The 20,634-nt window shown below is 30.0% G+C and carries 15 protein-coding genes; 9 read left to right on the top strand and 6 right to left on the bottom strand.

The features are described from left to right. The first annotated feature begins 66 nt into the window (after window positions 1-66). A complete protein-coding gene (locus QEJ31_RS08135) occupies window positions 67-1,530 on the top strand; it encodes a hypothetical protein (RefSeq protein ID WP_280589239.1) in 1,464 nt (487 codons plus the stop codon). Here QEJ31_RS08135 and QEJ31_RS08130 read toward each other — a convergent pair. Genes QEJ31_RS08130 through QEJ31_RS08120 form a run of 3 tightly spaced genes read right to left on the bottom strand, consistent with a single transcriptional unit; the run spans window position 1,506 to window position 3,896 of the window. Further along, entirely contained in the window at window positions 1,506-2,315 is an 810-nt protein-coding gene (locus tag QEJ31_RS08130) for a Cof-type HAD-IIB family hydrolase (protein ID WP_280593274.1), read from the bottom strand. The genes QEJ31_RS08135 and QEJ31_RS08130 overlap by 25 nt on opposite strands. A gap of 12 nt (window positions 2,316-2,327) precedes the next feature. After that, the gene (locus QEJ31_RS08125) at window positions 2,328-2,978 is read right to left on the bottom strand and encodes an NUDIX hydrolase (protein ID WP_280589237.1); all 651 of its coding nucleotides are present in this window, start codon (window positions 2,976-2,978) and stop codon (window positions 2,328-2,330) included. A 15-nt stretch (window positions 2,979-2,993) separates the two neighbouring features. Continuing rightward, window positions 2,994-3,896: a DMT family transporter gene (locus QEJ31_RS08120; RefSeq protein WP_280589235.1), complete on the bottom strand. Its 903-nt coding sequence runs from the start codon at window positions 3,894-3,896 to the stop codon at window positions 2,994-2,996. A gap of 309 nt (window positions 3,897-4,205) precedes the next feature. Between QEJ31_RS08120 and pepQ the strand changes: the two genes are divergently transcribed. Next, window positions 4,206-5,531 (top strand): Xaa-Pro dipeptidase, encoded by a 1,326-nt coding sequence (pepQ, locus tag QEJ31_RS08115; protein ID WP_280589233.1) that lies wholly within the window; start codon window positions 4,206-4,208, stop codon window positions 5,529-5,531. A gap of 30 nt (window positions 5,532-5,561) precedes the next feature. Here pepQ and QEJ31_RS08110 read toward each other — a convergent pair whose 3' ends face one another. Both QEJ31_RS08110 and QEJ31_RS08105 read right to left on the bottom strand, forming a co-directional pair. Then, entirely contained in the window at window positions 5,562-7,022 is a 1,461-nt protein-coding gene (locus tag QEJ31_RS08110; RefSeq protein WP_280589231.1) for a hypothetical protein, read from the bottom strand. A 180-nt stretch (window positions 7,023-7,202) separates the two neighbouring features. Next, window positions 7,203-9,482, bottom strand: coding sequence for an NADP-dependent malic enzyme (locus tag QEJ31_RS08105; protein WP_280589230.1), 2,280 nt, complete (start codon window positions 9,480-9,482; stop codon window positions 7,203-7,205). A 143-nt stretch (window positions 9,483-9,625) separates the two neighbouring features. On the opposite strand from QEJ31_RS08105, the gene QEJ31_RS08100 reads away from it, so the two are divergent. Both QEJ31_RS08100 and QEJ31_RS08095 read left to right on the top strand, forming a co-directional pair. Next, a complete protein-coding gene (locus tag QEJ31_RS08100; RefSeq protein ID WP_280589228.1) occupies window positions 9,626-9,982 on the top strand; it encodes a response regulator in 357 nt (118 codons plus the stop codon). Window position 9,983: 1 nt separating this feature from the next. Continuing rightward, window positions 9,984-10,322: a hypothetical protein gene (locus QEJ31_RS08095; RefSeq protein WP_280589226.1), complete on the top strand. Its 339-nt coding sequence runs from the start codon at window positions 9,984-9,986 to the stop codon at window positions 10,320-10,322. Here QEJ31_RS08095 and QEJ31_RS08090 read toward each other — a convergent pair. Next, window positions 10,319-11,611: a POTRA domain-containing protein gene (locus QEJ31_RS08090; RefSeq protein WP_280589224.1), complete on the bottom strand. Its 1,293-nt coding sequence runs from the start codon at window positions 11,609-11,611 to the stop codon at window positions 10,319-10,321. The genes QEJ31_RS08095 and QEJ31_RS08090 overlap by 4 nt on opposite strands. Window positions 11,612-11,880: 269 nt before the next feature. On the opposite strand from QEJ31_RS08090, the gene QEJ31_RS08085 reads away from it, so the two are divergent. The 5 genes from QEJ31_RS08085 (at window position 11,881) to QEJ31_RS08065 (ending at window position 20,598) form a co-directional block, all read left to right on the top strand. Next, window positions 11,881-13,275 (top strand): TolC family protein, encoded by a 1,395-nt coding sequence (locus tag QEJ31_RS08085; RefSeq protein WP_280589222.1) that lies wholly within the window; start codon window positions 11,881-11,883, stop codon window positions 13,273-13,275. After that, window positions 13,272-14,255, top strand: coding sequence for an efflux RND transporter periplasmic adaptor subunit (locus tag QEJ31_RS08080; RefSeq protein ID WP_280589221.1), 984 nt, complete (start codon window positions 13,272-13,274; stop codon window positions 14,253-14,255). The genes QEJ31_RS08085 and QEJ31_RS08080 overlap by 4 nt, the downstream gene beginning before the upstream one ends. Window positions 14,256-14,270: 15 nt before the next feature. Beyond that, window positions 14,271-17,312: an efflux RND transporter permease subunit gene (locus QEJ31_RS08075; protein WP_280589219.1), complete on the top strand. Its 3,042-nt coding sequence runs from the start codon at window positions 14,271-14,273 to the stop codon at window positions 17,310-17,312. A gap of 188 nt (window positions 17,313-17,500) precedes the next feature. Next, window positions 17,501-19,009 (top strand): methyl-accepting chemotaxis protein, encoded by a 1,509-nt coding sequence (locus QEJ31_RS08070; RefSeq protein WP_280589217.1) that lies wholly within the window; start codon window positions 17,501-17,503, stop codon window positions 19,007-19,009. Between the two features lie 80 nt (window positions 19,010-19,089). Further along, entirely contained in the window at window positions 19,090-20,598 is a 1,509-nt protein-coding gene (locus QEJ31_RS08065; protein ID WP_280589216.1) for a methyl-accepting chemotaxis protein, read from the top strand. The last annotated feature ends 36 nt before the right edge of the window (window positions 20,599-20,634 follow it).

Genomic DNA, 20,634 nt, shown 5'->3' with positions numbered 1-20,634 from the left:
AAAAGTATTGAAATGAATTTTAATACTTTTCTTAACTAGAAAGATTTAAAAAGGTAAATATAATAAATGCTTAAATTTTTAAAAAATAGCTATTCAAAAACTCTTTTTCTTTACACTTTCATAGTTTTGTTGTCACTAATTATAAGGTGCTGGTATGGCTACTATTCATGGTATATAAGAGATCAAGCAAGAATTTTTGATTTAGGTTTTAAATTATTTAATGAAAATATTCTTCCTATTCATGGGTCACCTGTTGTTTATGTAGATTCTGTTCTTCCTGGAAGTTTGCAAGGAATTTTAGCTGCTTTTCCTCTATTTTTTTCAGCTGGTAATCCTTATGGAATTATTTGTTTTGCTCAAATTATTAATTTAATTTCATGCATTATTCTTGCATTAATTTATTCAAGAATATTTAATAAATTAAACAAACTATTTATATTTTTCTTTATAGTTCTTAATCCTATGAACATAATATATTCATATGCTTGGAATCCTTCATTTCTAATTTTATTTACAACTTTATTTTTTCTTGGAATTTATAAAGTAATTGAAAATAAAGATAGTAATTTAGGAAATTATCTTTTGTACTTCCCCATATTATTTATGCTACAATTAAATTTACAGTTCTTAATATATCCAGTTCTTATTTCAATACTATTTTTCAAAAAAATGATTAAAATACCAAAATTTTCTATTTTCTCACTTGCAGTTTTACCAGGATTTATTTTTCTCTTACCCTATCTGATTGATAAATTTTCAAACAAAAGCAAACCTGTTAATAATTGGAATTTAAATGGAAATTTTTTAGATAGTATAAACTTTAATTTTGAAAACATTTTTTCCTACTTTCATATTTTAATAAGACTCATTTCTTTTTCTGCCTCTGAAGTAACTAGAAATATTAACAAAGAATATTTATTTAATTCACCTCTTCTTTTACCATTTTTTATTTTTTCAATTATCATTACGGTTTTTATAATAGTATTTTCAGCACTGTTTTACTTATATAAAAATGCTTGGAAAAGTTTAATTTTAAATACTACTAAATTTAAAATAGAAGATAAATTTAATTTTGTATTAATTACTATTCCTATAATAACAACTATTCTTTTTGTTTTTTCAATAACACCACCATCTACACATAAAATTTGGAGTCTATTTCCTTTTAGTTTTTATCCATTATTTTTTATGATTAATAAAATGAAGCAAAATAAAACTACACAAAATAAAAATGAGTTTCTTTTACCAAAAAATTTAATTCCTAAACTAAATGCATTTTATGTGAGTAAATTAAATAATTATTTTATTTTTATAATCCCTAGTTTTTATTTTTCAACTATACTTTTCGGCTGTTTATCAGCTACAAAAGTCCCCATTAATTATTCTTATGTAGTAGAAAAAAGCGAAACATTTTGTAAAAATGAGGACAAAGAATATATAAAAAATATTTTACTTGATGAGAAAAAGGCCAAAAAAGAAGAAGATTATACTTTTTCTTTATTATGTCAGTATTGGGATAATTTAAAATAGTTCTTTAAAAAAACAGCTACTCCGTCTTCATCATTTGTTTCAGTAATGAACTTTGCTCCCTTTTTTGCTAATTCCGTAGCATTTGCCATTGCCACACCAATGCCACAATTTTTAAGCATTAATTCATCATTATCGCCATCTCCAAAGGCAATAAATTCTGATAACGAAAATTGATATAACTGTGCATAAGTCGAAACTCCTAAAAACTTAGAAACACCTAATGCATTTATTTCTAAAGAATCGGATTTAGAAAATACACAATTTACTTTCTGCAAATTTGTTTCTATATATTTTTTTATTTCTACAAGAACTACTGGATTCCCTACCAGCATAATTTTTTGTACTGGATTTTTTAATTCTAATACTTGTTTATTTATTTCTGTGGGGTTAAATCCTATAATATCAATTTCTTCTTGAGCTTTATTTGTTAAAAATGGGATATACCAATCAAAATCCGAATATATATGCAAAGTAAGAGTATTAAATTGATCATGACATTTTAATGTTTGAAACAATTTAATAAGTTCATCTGCATCTATAGATGCACGAAATAAAATATTATCAGTTGCACTTGCTATAATTGCGCCATTTCCAGCTATCATTGGGTAATTCGCTAACCCAATTTCAGCGGCAATTTTTAAAACTGATTTTATAGGCCTGGCACTGGCTAATATGATTCTTATTCCAGAATTACTTAACTGTTGCAAAATATTTTTTGAAAACTCACTAACTTCGTGTTTTTTATTTAAAAGTGTTCCATCTAAATCTATCGCAACAGCTTTCACGTTCAATTCAAATTACCTCTTTAACTTAGCTATTAAATATTTTAATTTTTCTACTTGACGAAGACAGCTTACTTCATTGGAATAAAAATTTATCTCATTAATTTGGATCCATTTTAGATCAAGCGACTCTTCAGAAATTGTTATATTTTCATCCTTAGAAAACAATAAATAACGTATATCATAATGAAAATGTCCTGGTTCATTTTTCCTCTCAGGAATATAATGAATATCTATATCAAAAGGCTGTGGTATTTTGGCATCACTTAAAATATTTGGAAAATTTTCAATATCGATAAAATCAATCGATTTTAAACCAGATTCTTCTTTCGCTTCTCTTAATGCAGATTGATATACAATGCTTTCTCCATCACAATGTCCACCTAATTGTAACCACTTATTTAATTTAGCGTGATACGTTAATAAAATTTTGGTAAAATTTTGGTTAACAACTAAAGCTGAAGAGGTAATATGTCCTTTCAGACAATTTCGATAAAAACAATTTTCATTATCTTTCACAAAAGAAATGATCTCATCTATCGTTGTTTCTTTTTCTCGATAATGATCAGATAATTGAAAAAACCGTTTTTCCAAAATATTGCTTTTGTAATTTTGCAATGAGCCAATTATGAAAGTTCTATCTGTACAAAAATCATTTAAAAACATAGCAAAATACCTAAATTAATTATTTTTAATTAATTTTTTCCCTATTTGTAAAAAGTAAACCCATATTACTGCAAAGATAATTAAAAAGCCACCAAACAAAGCTTTTGTCGTCATACTTTCTTTCAGTAGCATATAACCAAATAAAATTGCAAATAAAGGTTCCAAAATATAAATTAGCGATGCTCTTTCTGGAGTTGTTTTGCATTGATAGTTTGCTTGTAGCAAAGTTGTACCAACCATAGAAATAGCACCTAAATAAAATAATGCAGCAAAAGCTTCCATACTTGAAGGAAGAATATGCATGTTTTTATGATAATTAATTGGAATGAAAGTAGCTGCAAAAATACACATAATCATAATTTCAAGAAACGCAAATATTTTGCCTTTACCATTTTTTTTCACAATTTTTTGTAACGTATGAATATGCATAGAAAAGGTTACAGCGCACAAAATAGTCCAAATATCTCCAGTACCTATGCCACTACCATCAAAAGGACTAGTCAGTAATATCATTCCTACAAATGCAAATGTCATAGAAATATAATCTTTGAAATTAGGATACTGTCTTTGAAAAATAGGGGACATTAAAGGGACAAAAATAATTGTTAAATTTGTTAAAAAAGCACTTCTTGCTGAAGTAATTGTTTCCAGTCCAAAAGATTGAAATAAATAAGATAAATAAACTAAAAAACCTAAAATTGCTCCAAGAGGAAGAAATTTTAAACAGGCTTTTCTATCTTCTTTTTTTAAAAATACAAACGGTAATAAAACTAATGAAGCTAATAAAGAACGAAAAAATACCAATGCAAAAGAATCCATTTCTGCTACAACAATACGAGTTACCGGAAATGTTAATCCCCAAATTATTGTCAATAACACTAGAGCAATTTCTGCTCTAAATCTTTCTGATTGAAACATACATTTACCTATTTATTTTTAAAATTCATTGTTAAAGTAAAAAATAAAATTCTACTTCAAATAAAAGACATAAATTTTATATTTAGCAAAATAAAAGATAATTTTCAATCAGAATACATTAATATTATCTTTTTATTTCTAATTAAAAATTATTTAATTTAATATACTTAAAAAAAAATAATTTGAACTTTAAATATAATAAAATTTAAGCTATGTATTAATGCAAGTGAGCTGTATAACTTAACTTTTTCGCTTATTAAACTAGTATCTCTCTGTAAATAACTATTTTCCTAAATAGAGGAGCTATAAATGCTGGATTTAGAATCTTTATTTAAAGAACATTTAAAAATTAGAATGGCTACAACAGATAAAGCATTAGCTGCACTTAACTACAAAAGTTTAATTCTTGGAGCAGGTGAGCCATTCGGTTATTTTGCCGATGACACCTATGCACCATTTAAAACCAATCCACATTTTGCGCATTGGTGTCCAGCAGTTGGCCCTCACCATGTAATCAAATATGAACCTGGCAAAAAACCTTTACTTATTTACTATTCTCCAGATGATTTTTGGCACTATCACGCCCCTTTAGGAAATCCATTTTGGGCTTCATGCTTTGAGATTATAGAAGTTGGAAACAAAGAAAAAATATGGGAGTTATTAGGGGACACTTCCTTTTCGGTTTTCTTAGGAAATGAAACTAAGTATGCAATTGTAAAAAATATAAAAATAAATTGTGAGCTATTAGAGGCTCGCTTAAATTGGTATCGTAGATTTAAGTCAGACTATGAAATAGAATGTTTATCACAAGCAAATAGACTTGGAGCGAAAGCCCATTTTGCAGCAAAAGAAGCTTTTTTTAATGGTGATTCAGAATATCAAATTCATAATAAATACTTACAGGCTATTGAATGTGTCGATACCGATTTACCATATACAGGCATTGTTGCACTTGATAAAAATTCGGCCATCCTTCACTATCATGGCAGGGAAAAAAGAAGAAATGGAAACGTTTTATTAATTGATTCAGGTGCCTCTTTTAATAATTATGGATCAGATATTACTAGAACATATGCAAATAAAAATTGCCATCCTGCATTTACAGAACTTTTGAAACAAACAGAAGACTTGCAACAAGATTTATGTAAAAAAGTTAAAAAAGGTTTATATTTCCCCTCTCTCCATGAAACATGTCATAAGGAAGTGGCAAAAATTTTAGAAAACATAGGTCTTATTTCAATCAAAGGAGACTATGATACCGCATTAAATGAAGGACTGACAAAAGTATTTTTACCGCACGGTCTTGGTCATAAGTTGGGAATTCAAGTACATGATATTGGAGGAAAGCAATTAGATGAACAGGGTAATCCTGCACCAATAAATCCACCTAATGTACTTTATAGATCTTTACGCTTTGTTGGTACTTTAGAAAACAATGTCGTCGTTACCATCGAACCTGGAATTTATTTTATTCAAACTTTGCTTAATCAATATAAAGAAAAAAATAAATATTCAGAAAATATAAATTGGGCGCTTGTTGAAAAATTAATACCTTATGGCGGAATTAGAATTGAAGATGATGTTGTTCCTTTAGAAAATTCGCAAAGAAATTTAACAAGAGAATTTTTACCTTAAAAAAATTCTCTCATATATAAGCAAAATATTTTACATATAATCAAGGCTTCTTAATTGAGCTTCATTTAAATTAATGCAAGATAAAATGTTTAGAGCCTCTTCTCTTGAAATATTATGAACTATTTGAATAGCAGTTATCATTTCATCAGTTATTACCCAACCTGCTTTACCTGATGAGGAAATATTATGATTACTTCTCTGCCCATTATCTCTCTGAGTTTTTCTTGCTTGAGTTGATAAATTACCGTTAGCTGTATATTTAATAGAAACCTGGCCAGGTAAATACGGTAAAGCGAGTAACCCCCAAAATCTTAAGCATTGTAAACATGAATAAATATTAGCAGTCTTTGTTATATCGTAACAAACGGATGATTCAAACAACACTAAAGATGAATAATCAGGATAATTAATCCGATTATTTCTTGCATGAATAACCGCTCTTGCTAGAGCTTGCGCACCACCATGAACAAAAACAGTATTGTAATATAAATTTTTTTGCTTTTGGGGTGAAATGGAGCTTTTTAAACTGGTTATATCTTGAAAAACATAATCAGTTAGATATGGTAGATATCTGTTAGAAACATTTCCAAGTAAAATATCATCTTTATTGCATTGTATATCACTTTCTTGAATTTCAAAATATTGAAAATTATTTAAATTGTCTTTAAAAAATAATTGTGCTGCACCTGTCCAACTTGTTAATTCGTGTCCAGTAGATTTTGGAGGAGTTAAAGATCTCCTTCTTTCGGGAGAACTTACGTTACTTGGATTTCTTTTTGCTGTTGCATATAATTTAGAGCGAAGCTCACAACCACATTTCCCACATATAATAGACCCTCGATCAGGATTTCTAGTAAGTTTATATTGAATATTCATTCGATCAATACTGTTTAAGGTTCCATCATATTGCGCACAAAGATCCTCATTACAGTTACACTTAATACCATTATGCATTGTGCTTAAAGAATTATTTCTATCTGCAATTTGCCGATTTAAATTATCATAATTACTAGATCTTCTAGAATTTAAACTACTTCCACTTGATGAAGTACTTAAACTATTTAAATTACTTATACTTGATGAAGTACTTAAACTATTTAAATTACTTATACTTGACGAAGTACTTAAGCTATTTAAACTGCTTCCACTTGATGAAGTACTTAAGCTATTTAAACTACTTCCACTTGATGAAGTACTTAAATTACTATTTGTTGAGTTATTGTTTGATAAAGAAACGTTATTATTTCCAGCAACAATTTTTGACCATAACTTAGAAGCGGTTGGCTGGGTAGCTGAAAGAATTGGCGGTGGAACTTTGCTATTTCCTAACAAAATCTGATTACTTTGATTACTTTGATTACTTTGTGCTGAATTTATTAAACTTGATTGTTGACTTTGAGCACTTTGATTAGTGCTTATTAGTAGATGATTTTGTTGTCTTAAGTTTAAATTATTTATTGTATTTGGAGTTAGAACACAGTAATTACACATATAAATACCCCATTATATGAAAGTATTTAAATTATATATTAGTAATTTATTTTTTCCATCACTTTTTCACGAAGAAAAGAATCCGAAATAATGCACAAATAAAATTTTCTAATGAATAAAAGAATTTAATGATAAGAAATTTAAAAAATATTTTAATCAAAAAATAATTAGAGAAAAAAGCTAAATTCCATTTTGTGCACTGTGTACAGTAAAAGTAATTAAATTAACAATTTCTTCAATATCAGAGTTCCTAGCCAAAACATTTACTGGTTTTTTCATACCTGTTAATATTGGTCCGATTGAAGTTGCACCACCTAAATTACCAAGTAATTTATAAGCTATGTTTCCGGATGTTAAATCAGGAAAAATAAGCACATTTGCGGGTCCTTTTAAAGTAGAAAAACCATAGGAACGCTCTAATAATTCAGAAGACAAAGCAAAGTCAGCTTGCATTTCACCATCAATTTCAATATCTGGTCTTAATTTCTTTACAATTCCGGTAGCTTTACAAACTTTTTCGGCTTCTGGATGTTTTGTACTTCCAAAATTACTGAAACTTAGCATAGCTACTCTTGGTTGTTCTGTTAAATGTATTTTTGCTAAATCATAAGTTTGAATAGCAATTTGCGCAAGCTGTTCTGCAGTTGAAGTTATGTTTACAGTTGTATCCGCAACAAAAATGCTTCTATCTTTCCAAAGTAACAGATAGATACCAGCTAATATTTTATCTGCTTTTGTGCCAATAATTTGCAATGCAGGGCGAAGAGTGTCTCCATAATTATGATGAACTCCTGAACAAAAAGCATCGGCATCTCCAGCTTCAACCATCATGGAAGCAAAATAATGATGATCTCCGGCAATCAATTCATAAGCACCCATTCTTGTTACGCCTTTTCTCGCTCTTTTTTCAAGTAACAAAGAAGCATATTTTTGTGATTGCTCACTTTCTATAGGGTCAATGATTTCAACATTAGCAAGTTGTTTATCTAATTTTGCTTCTACGATTAACTTTTTAATTTTATCAACGTTACCTAATAGAATTGGTTCACAAATTCCTTCAGATTTAACAATTTCTGCTGCCTTTAGAATTTTTGGACTCGATCCTTCTGGCAAAACAACTCGCATTTTTTTTCCAGAATTTCTATTTTTTACTACAACACTTCTTTTAATTTTTCTTGTTACTGATTGAAGAACTCCTAAACGTGATTCTAATTGATCCACATAGTGTTCTAAATCAATATTTTTTCTAGCTACTTTAGTTTCCATTGCTGCTTTGGCTACAGCAGGAGCAACTTTTAATAACAATCTTGGATCAAATGGTTTGGGAATTAAATATTCTCTCCCAAATTCCATATTTCCTGAATTTTGATAAGATTTTGTTACACTTTCTGGAATATCTTCTTTCGCAAGGGCTGCTATTGCATGCACTGCCGCCATCTTCATTTCTTCATTTATTCTTCTTGATAGGACATCCATCGCACCACGAAAAATATATGGATAACCAAGCACATTATTTACCTGATTTGGATAATCAGAGCGCCCAGTAGCAATTATTGCATCGTTTCTAATTTCCTTTATATCTTTAGGAGAAATTTCTGGATCAGGATTTGCCATAGCAAAAATAATGGGGTTTGCTGCCATAGTTTTTACCATTTCTTGAGTAACAGCTCCTGCAACACTTAATCCACAAAAAAAGTCTGCTCCTTCCAAAGCTTCAGCAAGTGTTCTTTTTGTAGTATCATTTTCAAAGCGTTGTTTATATTTATTCATGCCTTCAATCCGGCCTTTATAAACAACTCCTTTAGAATCACATAAAATTAAATTTTCTCGTTTTAAACCTAAATTTAAATACATTTGTGCACAAGAAATAGCAGCAGCACCTGCTCCATTAACAACGCATTTTATTTCAGATATTTTTCTTCCAGTTATTTCACAAGCATTTAATAATGCTGCTCCACTCACAATTGCTGTTCCATGTTGATCATCATGAAACACAGGAATATCCAATTCTTCTCTAAGTTTTTCTTCAACTTCAAAACATTCTGGAGCTTTTATATCCTCTAAATTAATCCCTCCGAATGTCGGCTCTAACATTCGACAAGCTGAAATTATTTCTTCTGGAGTTTTAGCATTTAACTCAATATCGTAACAATCAATATCTGCAAACATTTTAAAAAGAACAGCCTTTCCTTCCATCACAGGCTTTCCTGCTAAAGGCCCAATTGCACCCAGCCCTAGTATTGCTGTTCCGTTTGTTACAACTGCAACAAGATTCCCTTTTGCAGTATATTCATAAACTAAAGAAGGATCTTTTGCGATTTCTTTACAAGGCTCTGCTACCCCAGGCGAATACGCTAAAGTAATGTCACGTTGTGTTTTACATTCTTTTGTAATTCCTGTCTCAATTTTGCCTTTACGCCCTTTGCTATGATAGTGCAAAGCGTCTTCTCTTAAACCCATGTATGCATCCTCCTTTATCATCTTCCGATGATGTCATGGGAACAACCTCCGTCTAGGGTATCCTTTTAGAATAACTCTTGCAATGTGATAAACTTTATCTAACCTTTGCAAATAAAAATTAAAATTATGAAAGGGTTTTACCCATGAAGGTTTTATTAATAGATGATGATGCTGACCTTTTGGAAATGTCAGTAAGAAGATTTAAAAAGAAGGGGTTTGAAATTGATTCCGCTCAAAATTTAGCGACTGCACGCAATTTCTTAAAAAATGACTCTTCCATTCAATCTATTATCTGTGATCTCTTTTTACTTGATGGTGAAAATGGTTTAGATTTTTTTGAAAAGGAAATTAAAAATCAATTTAAAGGAAAATTTATTTTAGCAACTGGAGATGACACTGCAGATCCCAGAATAGAAAAATTAAAAGGTGAATACAAATTATTTACTTGTTTTCAAAAGCCTTATTCTATAGATGATGTCATAAAATATATAGAGCAGTAAAATGGCAATAAAATTAAAACAAAGTAATCAATTCCAAGATCAAAATGGCAAATGGTTTAAATTACATGACGCAGCAGAATTATTATCTGTGTCAGAAATTACTTTGCGCAGAAAAATTAAAGCAGGAAAAATAATATCAGAGTTAAGAGACGGAAAATATTTTGTTTATTTAAACGAATTAATTTACAAAGAAAAAAAGCAAGAAATTAATAATATTGAAAAATGCTTGCTCGATAAGGAAGAGGAAATAAAAAACTTAAAAACTCAACTTTTAGATCAAAAAATTCTTATTAACGCTTTAGAGGAAAAAATTAAACAGTATAACAAGAATTTTTCTTAGAAAAATTGACTTAACCCAAAAGAAAATCCACTTTGGTTTTCTGGTGTTACTGCAAATCCATAGTCCATACGTACTATTAAACCAGCTAGCTGCATTAATGGAAGACGTAATCCAACACCATAAGACATTAAAGATTGATTATTTATTGCATTTCCAAAATCTGAGCCAATATATCCAACATCAAAGAAAGGAACTACTTGTAAAGAAACATAGTTACCTTCATATACGGTTTGTCTAACTTCTACGTTCGAGTAAATAGCTTCGTTTCCGGAATATTGCATACTTTGAAAACCACGGATCTGATCTGCGCCAAGATACATTTTTCTAATTAGATTTTTCGAATTAGATTGCCCATGTTGAATTCTTAATGCAAAATTTGTGTGATTATATAATTTCATTTTGTAATAGGCTAGAAAAGTATTTTCAAATTTTGTGTAATCTTCATTATCATTGCCCTGGTACATCCCTGCAGTAGAAGTAACCGTTGAACTTAATTGAGCGCCTTGTGCTAAATAACTGTCATGATCAATCTTTCCAAGTCCACCTTTTCCAACAAAAGCCAAATTGTCAAAAGATTTTGGTTTTTCAATTCCATTTTGAGTATTTTTTATTTTTTCATCATTTGAAAGTTCATTATTTACATTTCCTGCATTTTCATATTTTAATCCCGCACCAAGATTAATATAATCATTAAACTTCCAGATCATATCGCCTTCTAGTTGTATTAAATTAACCGAATAGTATCCCACTTCTTTGTTTTTATTGTAAATTGTATTTTTATTATCAACATAATTAAAGCTAAGAACACTTATTAAAGGTAAGTTAAAAGTAAAATTATTGACAAAAGTACTACCAAAATTGGGCTTGGAATTTTGCAGATAAAAATAATTAGTCAATTGATAGAATCTACCTAAAAAATTATAATCCATTAAAGCCACACCGTATCTTGAAACTCCACCAGCTGAATATGCTATTGGTACGGGTATAATGGCCCATTTTTCCTCTAAATTAAATTTCACATCGATTTTATTAGAGTCGTCCTTATCACCAGTAATTGATACTTCTACTTTAGAAAATAGATGAGTATTTTTTAATTGTTGCACAGCTTTTTCAAGTTTTTCTGTTTGAAATTTATCCCCAGAATTTATCTCTACTATTAAATTTAACACAGACTCTTCAGTTCTATTGTTGCCCAAGAACTCTATTTTATTAAAGGTTTTTTCCATAGCGAAAGCAGAGAAACTACTTAGATATAATAAAATTAGACTAATTTTTTTTATTGAAAACATAAAATCCTTTCAAAAACACATCGTTTATTACCCTACACTTACTAGCAAATATTTAAATATTTACTTAACAAATATAACAGGCTCAACAAAGGTTAGAATATTATTAAAATTAAAAAAAAGTCAAATTAATACATAAATTAAATTTTTATTCTAATTATATTGCACTAGAGTAACTATTCAGTTAAATTTTCAGAGTTAATAGATTAATATTAATCTATTTATTAATAATTTTAAGATACTATACATTTTTTTTAGGATTCATAACGCACATGAAATTTAATACCAACAATGTACTAATGTATTTAATCGTAGTATTATCATATAATTATCAAATTTTCGCCTTAGAAAAAATAAGTGTATCACCGACTCTGCAAATTGATTTAAATTCAGCTATGGAAATTGCTGAAAAAAATTCTTTGCAATTAAAAAGTTCTTTAAACGAATTTAATTCTACCAATTTTCAACATACTCTATCCTATTTTCAATATGGCCCTACGCTTGACGCCTCTGCGGATACAACTTGGTATCCCAAACGCGATACTATGAATTTAAATTCGGATCAAAATAATGACAGAAGCTCTTCAGTTACCTTAAAAATAACTCAGCCAATATCAAATATTTGGAAAAACTATTATAATATGAAAGAACTCGAGGCAAAAAAAGATGCTGCCGCATATGACTATAATTTTCAAAAAATCAATTCTAGAATAACTGCGGCTCAAGCTTTTTTAGAAGCGCAACAAGCATTAAATGATTTTGAAATAAAAAAAACTACTTTTGAAAATGCCGCTATTCAATATAAAGAAACAAGCGTTCTATTTGAAACAGGTGACTCCAGCAAAGATAAGGTAGACTTGCTTTTATCACAAGCAAATAAAGACTCTATAGAAATTGAAGTAAGTAAGGCTAAAATAGAATATTCAAGTAAAATAGAAAATCTAAAAAAAGTATTAAAGTTAGCTGAACAAACAGAATTATCCTTAAAACCTTTAGATTATTCATTTTTTGAAAAACAAAAAATAATATTAAAGGAACTGAATGTTTTAATTCAAGATAGTAAAAATAATAGACCTGATCTTAAAAGCCTTGAAAAAACCTTACTAGCTAGTAAAGAAGAAATTGCAAAAAATACTTTTAAATTTTTCCCTGAAATATCTGCATTTTCAAGTTATTCAAACAAAGAAACATTTAATAATGAAGACGGTTTAAATAACAGTTCTAATCTAAATAATTCAAATACCTCAACTAATGGATTATCATTTGGCGTATCCATGTCTTGGAGTATTTGGGACGGTGGTTTAAGTTTAGCCGAAAGAAGTTCTTTAAAAAATAAAGAAACAAAAAACAAAATAAATTACGAGGAAAAAATTTATGCTATTAGCGAAGAAGTAAAAAACAATTATAATACTTTAAAAAACAGTTTGCAAATTTTACCACAATTGATAAAACTATCTGAAATTTACGCTGATTCCTACAAACTTTCTTTAGTGAAATATAAAACAGGAAACTTAACTGCTTCAGAACTTATAAAAAGCCAAAATGATCTTTTAAACGCAAAAATATCTTTAGCAAAAATGAGAGGAGATATAGATTACAATTGGCTAAAATTACAATCGGCAATAGGAACAATACCATCTTACTCTAATACAAGGTTAATAAAATGAAATTAAAAAAAATAAGTATTTCAATATTTATTGCTGTTTTTGCAAATTTATTTATCTTCTGTACAAAAAAAATAGATAAAGCATCGTTACCTCCTGAAGAAACAAAAAATTTAGAACCAGATAATAAAAAAGAAGAACCTAAAAATAACTCTGTTGAAAATAAAAATGACAATAGTTCAGAAGCACCCAAAACTAACTTAACGCTACAAAAAAATGAAAAATCTGAAGCTCAAAATCAAAAAACTACTGACATAAATAATACTACTGGTGATAATAATATCGTTCCTATTATTCCAGCAATATTTAAAGCTGAAAATCAAAGTGCGCTAAGTTTTTTAACCAATGGTAGGATTACGAATATTTACTATCGAGCTGGAGATTTAGTTAAACAAGGCCAAATTCTAGCTTCACTTGAAGATAATAATGCTTTGATAGATGTAAAAACTGCAAAAATTGATGTTGATTTAAAAAAATTAGCTCTTGAACAGCAACAAAAAACCGTTGAAAGATTAGAAAAACAATTTAGTAGCGGTATCATAAACACAGCTACTTTAGAGAAAGAAAAAAACACCTTAAAAACAAAAGATCTTGAATATCAATCAGCAAAAGCTAGTTTAGAAGGAAAAGAATATATATTAAAATCAGCTAAAATTGCTTCCCCTTTTGAAGGAATAATAACTAAAGTTGAAAAATCAGTGGGTGACTATGTTACTTCAGGAACAGCTATATTTCAAATAACTGAAGCAAAAAATTACAAAATTTATGCGCAAATTCCTGTTACTTACTTTAGTAAATTTAAGACAGGAATGAAGTTTAAATTTCAAGAGCCTATTTCAAAAGCTTCTGGTGAAGCTGAAATTAAAAGAGTTGTCTCGGTCATTGATTCCTCTTCAAAAACTTTTGATGTGTATGCTGAAATTCTTAGTGTCAGTGAAAAATTGATCCCCGGTGTTTATTTAGAAATAAAACTTAACCCCTAAAAAAAGAGATTAAAAATGTTTCTTTCAACTGTATCGGTGAAACGTCCCTATTTTTCCTCAATGTTGAATATAGTCATCATTATTTTTGGTTTGCTTGCATTTGCAAATATAGGTGTTGATAGAGACCCAGATGTTGCTATTCCTTATGTTTCTGCTAGCGTAACTTACAAAGGCATGAATCCCAAAACTGCTGAACAATTGCTACTAAACCCCATGGAAGAAGCGTTTAAAAGTTTACCAGGCTTAAAAAGAATAGAAGGTACCGCTGGCCAAGACTATGCCCGTGTATTTTTAGAATTTCATTTAAATGTAGATATAGATAAAGCCACAGCCGATGTAAGGAACGCAATAGGAGCTATTGATTTACCAAAGGATGCTGAAAAACCCTCTGTCTTTAAGTTAAAAAACAATGCCAGACCTTTTATGATTATTAATATTTCAAGTGATAAAATGTCAGAAAAAGATTTATCAACTTATGTTAATAAAGAATTAAAACCTTTACTGCAAAGAATTAGTGGGGTAGGGCAAGTTAATATTTCAGGGACAATTGATAGAGAAATTCATATTAACTTAAATCCTTCGATATTAAATGCCTTGCATTTAAATCCCAATCAAATAAAAAAAGAAATTAATTCTCAAATTGTTAATAAACCTAGCGGAGTTCTGCGAAATTCAGATTCACAATTTAGTATTATTACTAACACTATCCCAAGTTCACTAGACACCATTGCAAAAATTCCCATTGGGCAAAAAGATAAACCCTTAATTAGGGTTGAAGATTTTGCAACTATTCAAGATACCCATGCTGAAGTAACAAATTACAGTGAAGTAAATGGTAAAAAAAGCATTGTGATTGATATTATTAAAGAATCAAAAGGAAATATTGTTGAAACAGCAAAACAATTAAAAAAATTAATAGAAAATTTAAATAAAACAAACAAAGATCAATTGCACATTTCAATAAATTTAGATGACTCAATTTATATCAATGAGACATATAAAAATGTCCGTTTTGACATCTTTTTAGGTTCGATATTAGCCATTTTGGTAGTTTATCTATTTTTACACGACTGGCGCAATACTTTCATTTGTTCTTTAGCAATTCCAACATCAATTATTGGAACTTTAGCTGTTATTAACTATTTGGGCTTTACTTTAAACTCAATGACTCTTCTTGCCTTAACTCTTGCAATAGGAATTTTAGTTGATGATGCTATTGTGGTAATTGAAAATATCCATCGACATAAAGTAATGGGGAAATCTGCAGTAGCAGCTGCAATAGATGGTTCCCAAGAAATTGGATTAGCCGCCATAGCTGTTACTTTAGCAATTGCGGCAGTTTTTGTTCCAGTTGCTTACATGGAAGGAATTATAGGTCGCTATTTTTATGAATTTGGAATGACGGTCTCTGTTGCCGTTCTTATTTCATTATTTGTGGCCTTTACAGTAGTGCCCATGCTAAGTAGTAAGCTTGGAACTAAGCAATCTTTACTTGCAAAAGAAATGCAATGGCAAATTAAATTTAACCATTATTTTCATATTTTCCAAAGTAATTACCAAAAAATATTAAAATATTCATTGCAAAAGAAAAAATTAACTTTACTAGTTGGAATTTTAATTTTTATCTTAAGTATATTTTTATTAAAATTTGTCCCTAAAAACTTTCAATCAACCGAAGATGAAAGTGTGAGTTATTTTACCTTTCAATTAGCGCAAGGAACCCCCTTAGAAGAAGCCATCAAACGTGGGAAAGAAATACGCGATCACATACGTAGTTATTCAGGTACAAAAGACATCATTATGAATGTAGGCAGCAATAATGACTCAGCTTCCTCAATTAGTTTTACAATAAAGTTAGTAAATCCTAAAAACAGAACTTATTCAACGACTGAATTTACCCAAAGATTAAATGAATCTGCTAAAAAATTTATTCGCAATCCAAATGAAAAAATTGGCGGAAAAGGTTACAATAGCGCCATATATCTTGATTTATATTCAACTGATTCTCAAGCACTGTATGAATATTCAAAAAAAGTTTTGCAGCATATAACAAAAATTAAAGATATTGGTATTCCTGAAAGCTCTGTCAGCGATGCAGCATATGAATATAAAGTTACACCAGATTTTATTAAAGCAGCTTCACTCGGAGTTTCACCTAGCAATATTGCCGAAACTTTACAGCTTTTATATAAAGGTGAAAAAGTTGGGGAATTTTATGCAGAGGGTAGATATTTTAACATTAAAATATTAATTCCAATCAAAAAAGAACAAACACTTAATAGCCTAGCGGGAATTTTTATATTTTCAGAAAAAGGAGATCCCGTATTACTAAGCTCAATTGCAAGTATAGAAAAAGTCCAGATAGAACCTATTATAAATCATATTAATGGTATTACTAATGTGACAATTTCAGCAGATTATTTTGGAAAAGATTTAGGAAATATAATGACCCAAATCAACAAATATATTGCAGAGACAAAACCAAAATCAGTAGACACTTCTTATGGTGGACAAGCAGAACTACTAGATCAATCAAGTGGGATGGTAAGTAAAGCATTATTGTTAGCCTTAGCTTTTATTTTTATTGTCTTAAGTGCACAGTTTGAAAATTTTAAAGCTCCCCTAGCAATATTATTTAGTATTCCCCTTTCTTTTTCTGGTGCATTTTTAGCAATTTTAATTACTGGTAAATCTTTAACAATTGATGCAATGATTGGTATTATTTTGCTTTTAGGTCTCGTGACAAAAAATGCTATTTTGCTTATTGAATTTGCGCAACAAAAAATTGCTGAAGGAATGGATGTCGACAAAGCTTTGCTTGAATCTGCTGTTGTGCGTTTGCGTCCTATTTTAATGACGACACTCACCATGATTGCTGGCATGCTTCCGCTGATTTTTGGAACAGGAGCAGGGCATGAAGCAAATTCCATCTTAGGAGTTACTGTCACGGGAGGGCTTATTTCTTCAACACTGTTAACTTTAGTTGTTGTTCCATGTGTTTATAGCTTACTTATTAAATTTAAATTCCCTAAAAGAATTCCATTTATGACAAAGTAACTAATAACTAAGTGATGAATAGTATTTTACCCACTTAGTTATTACGCCTTTCAACTAATTCAACTAATTCAATCAATTAAAATCATTGAATTAGTATCTAAATTTTAAAATTATATAAATTAGCTTCAAACCTTACCGATATGGAATAAGTTAGTTTGCTTGTTACCTTTTTTCACAGTGAGTTTGACATGACTAACAAAAGTCTTGCCTTTAAAATTTATACTTCAATTAGTTTATTAATTATATTAATTCTTTTTTCTTGTTTTTATGCAATCTCAATGATCAATAAAACCCAAGTTTATGCGCAAGAAACAGCAAAGAACTGGTTACCAAGCATTAGTGCTTTTAATGAGTTAGGAAAAATTACAGGAAATCTATCTCGCAGAATGGCTTCTAGCATATCAGATTCCTTAGCAAATAAACCTGAAAATTTAAGCAAAAATGAAGAAAGTTTAAATAAATATAAAACTCAATTAGAAACAGCTCTTACAAATTACGGAAAAAATGGATTACTTGCTCCTGGGGAAGAAGGCTTTTATAAAGAAACAATGAATGCTTATAAAAATTATTCATTAACATTTGAGCATGAATTTAAGTTGCTGAAAGAAGGAAAAAATATTGAAGCATTAGATCACTATAATACTACAGGCAGAGAGTCATTGCATCAATTTATTGCGCTAATGGATAAGGAAACAGACTTTAACATAAAAGGTGCTGGAGACTCCACGAAACAGGGAAGTTCTTTAACCGCAATTACTAATATTACTATGACAATCGTTATTATAGCCGCGGTTATAGTTAGTATTGGTATTATTCTTTTAATTAATTCAATAACCTCTTCTATAAAACAATCCTTAGAAAGCTTAAAGAAACAATCAGAAGTCACAATGAAAATTTCTGAAGCTTTAAAACAAAATTCGAAGGCTCTTTCCGAATCTGTTTCAGAACAAGCTGCTGCTGTGCATGAAACCACAGCAGCCATTAATGAAATTACCAGTATGGTAAATAAAACTTCTGAAAATGCAGAACAGTCAACCCATGTTGCCAAAGGCGCATCACAAAAAGCAGAAAATAGCCAAGAAACTATGAAAAAATTAGTAAATAGTATGGAAACCATTCAAGAATCAAACAATCAATTGCAAAATATTGCAGAAATTATCAATCAAATTCATGCAAAAACATCTGTCATTAATGATATTGTGTCAAAAACAGAACTTCTTTCTTTAAATGCCTCCATAGAATCTGCGCGCGCAGGTGAAGTAGGAAAAGGCTTTGCCGTAGTTGCTGAAGAAGTTGGGAACTTAGCAAAAGTAAGTGGCAAATCGGCGCAAGAAATTCAAGAACTGATTATCAAAAGCCAAGAAGAAGTAAACAAAATATTAGGAATTACAAAAGACCGAGTTTCCGAAGGAAAATCGGTCACAGGCGAAGCACAACAATCTTTCTTACAAATTTCTGAAGACATCATCAATATGGTTTCTGTGATTGAACAAATATCTGCAGCAACAAAGGAACAAGACATAGGTGTAAGACAAATTACCTCTGCTATGTCTGAAATTGACCGGGCTACTCAACGCAATCAAGCCTCTGTTAGCGAAACAGCTCAGTCTGCCAACGAATTAGTGGAACAAGGGCAAAAGCTACAAACCACCACAATTGCAATTGAAACCCTGATTATTGGAAAAAAAGCCAGTTAACAAAATACTCATTAAAGTAGCAGTATTTTTGCCGATAGAAAAATAGATTGAGATTATGACTTTGGTTTATGGAGATCTCTATGGCAAATAAAAGTTTAGCCTTTAAAATTTTCTTTTCAATAGGTATTTTAATTTCCCTGCTTTTGTTTTCCTGTATTTACTCAATATTGATGATCAACAAAACCCAAGTTTACGCTAATGACGTTACAACTAGCTGGCTTCCTAGTATAGATTCATTCGGAAGAATGAATCTATATGTTGGCAACTTATCGCGTCGAGCAGTGCTTGTGATCGCAGATAGCGTAGCTAACCAAACAGAAGATTTAGCAAAAAACACTGAAGACCTAAAAAAATTTAAAGATCAATTGGATAATGAATTAACTAATTATCAAAAAAATGGCCTTCTTGCTCCAGGAGAAGAAAATTTTTATAAAGAAACAATGGATGCTTATAAAGAATATATTCAATCTTTTGAACATGAATTTAATTTAATAAAAGAAAATAAAGGCCTTGAAGCTTTAAAACACTACAATACAACTGGACGCCCATTATTATTTAAATTTAATGAAAAACTTACGAAAGAAATTGAATTTAACATGAAGGGTGCTGATACGGCAGGAAAACAAGGATCAGGATTAACTTCTGTTACTAATTGGACTATGACAATTGTGATTATTTTAGCCTTGCTCATTAGCGCTGCCATTGCAGTAGTTATTTTAGGAATCACAAAATCTATAAAAGATTCTATTGAAAGCCTGAAGAAACAAGGCGAAGTAACAATGAAAATTTCCAAGGTTTTAATGCAAAACTCCCAGTCCTTATCAGAATCTGTGACAGAACAAGCTGCTTCGGTGCATGAAACTACAGCAGCCATTAATGAAATTACGAGTATGGTAAATAAAACCTCTGAAAATGCGGAACAATCTACCCAAGTAGCAAAAGGCGCTTCGCAAAAAGCGGAAAATAGCCAAGAAACAATGAAAAAACTTGTCAATAGTATGGAAACCATTCAAGAATCAAACAATCAATTGCAAAATATTGCAGAAATTATCAATCAAATTCATGCAAAAACATCTGTCATTAATGATATTGTGTCAAAAACAGAACTTCTTTCTTTAAATGCCTCCATAGAATCTGCGCGCGCAGGGGAATATGGCAAAGGCTTTGCGGTAGTGGCTGAAGAAGTTGGAAATTTAGCAAAAATTAGTGGAAAATCAGCGCATGAAATTCAAGAACTGATTGTGAAAAGCCAAGAAGAAGTTAATAAAATATTAGGAATTACAAAGGAACGCGTGTCTGAAGGAAAAGGAGTAACAACAGAAGCGCAGGAATCTTTCTTGCATATTTCTGAAGATATTATCAACATGGTATCTGTCATAGAACAAATTTCAGCTGCAACAAAAGAGCAAGATATTGGTGTCAGACAAATTACTACTGCCATGTCTGAAATTGATAAAGCAACCCAAAGAAACCAAGCATCGGTGAATGAAACCGCACAATCTTCTAATGAACTTGTAGAACAAGGCGAGAAACTTCAATTAACTACCCAAATTATTGAAGGTCTCATTATGGGGAAAAAAGCCGCTTAATCTTTTATTCATCTGGTAATTAAGTCATTTCTTTGG

This window comes from Pigmentibacter sp. JX0631 (assembly GCF_029873255.1).
Taxonomy (GTDB): Bacteria; Bdellovibrionota_B; Oligoflexia; order Silvanigrellales; family Silvanigrellaceae; genus Silvanigrella.
Note: the sequence above shows the minus strand (reverse complement) of the source record. Positions and strands in the feature narration are given on the sequence as shown.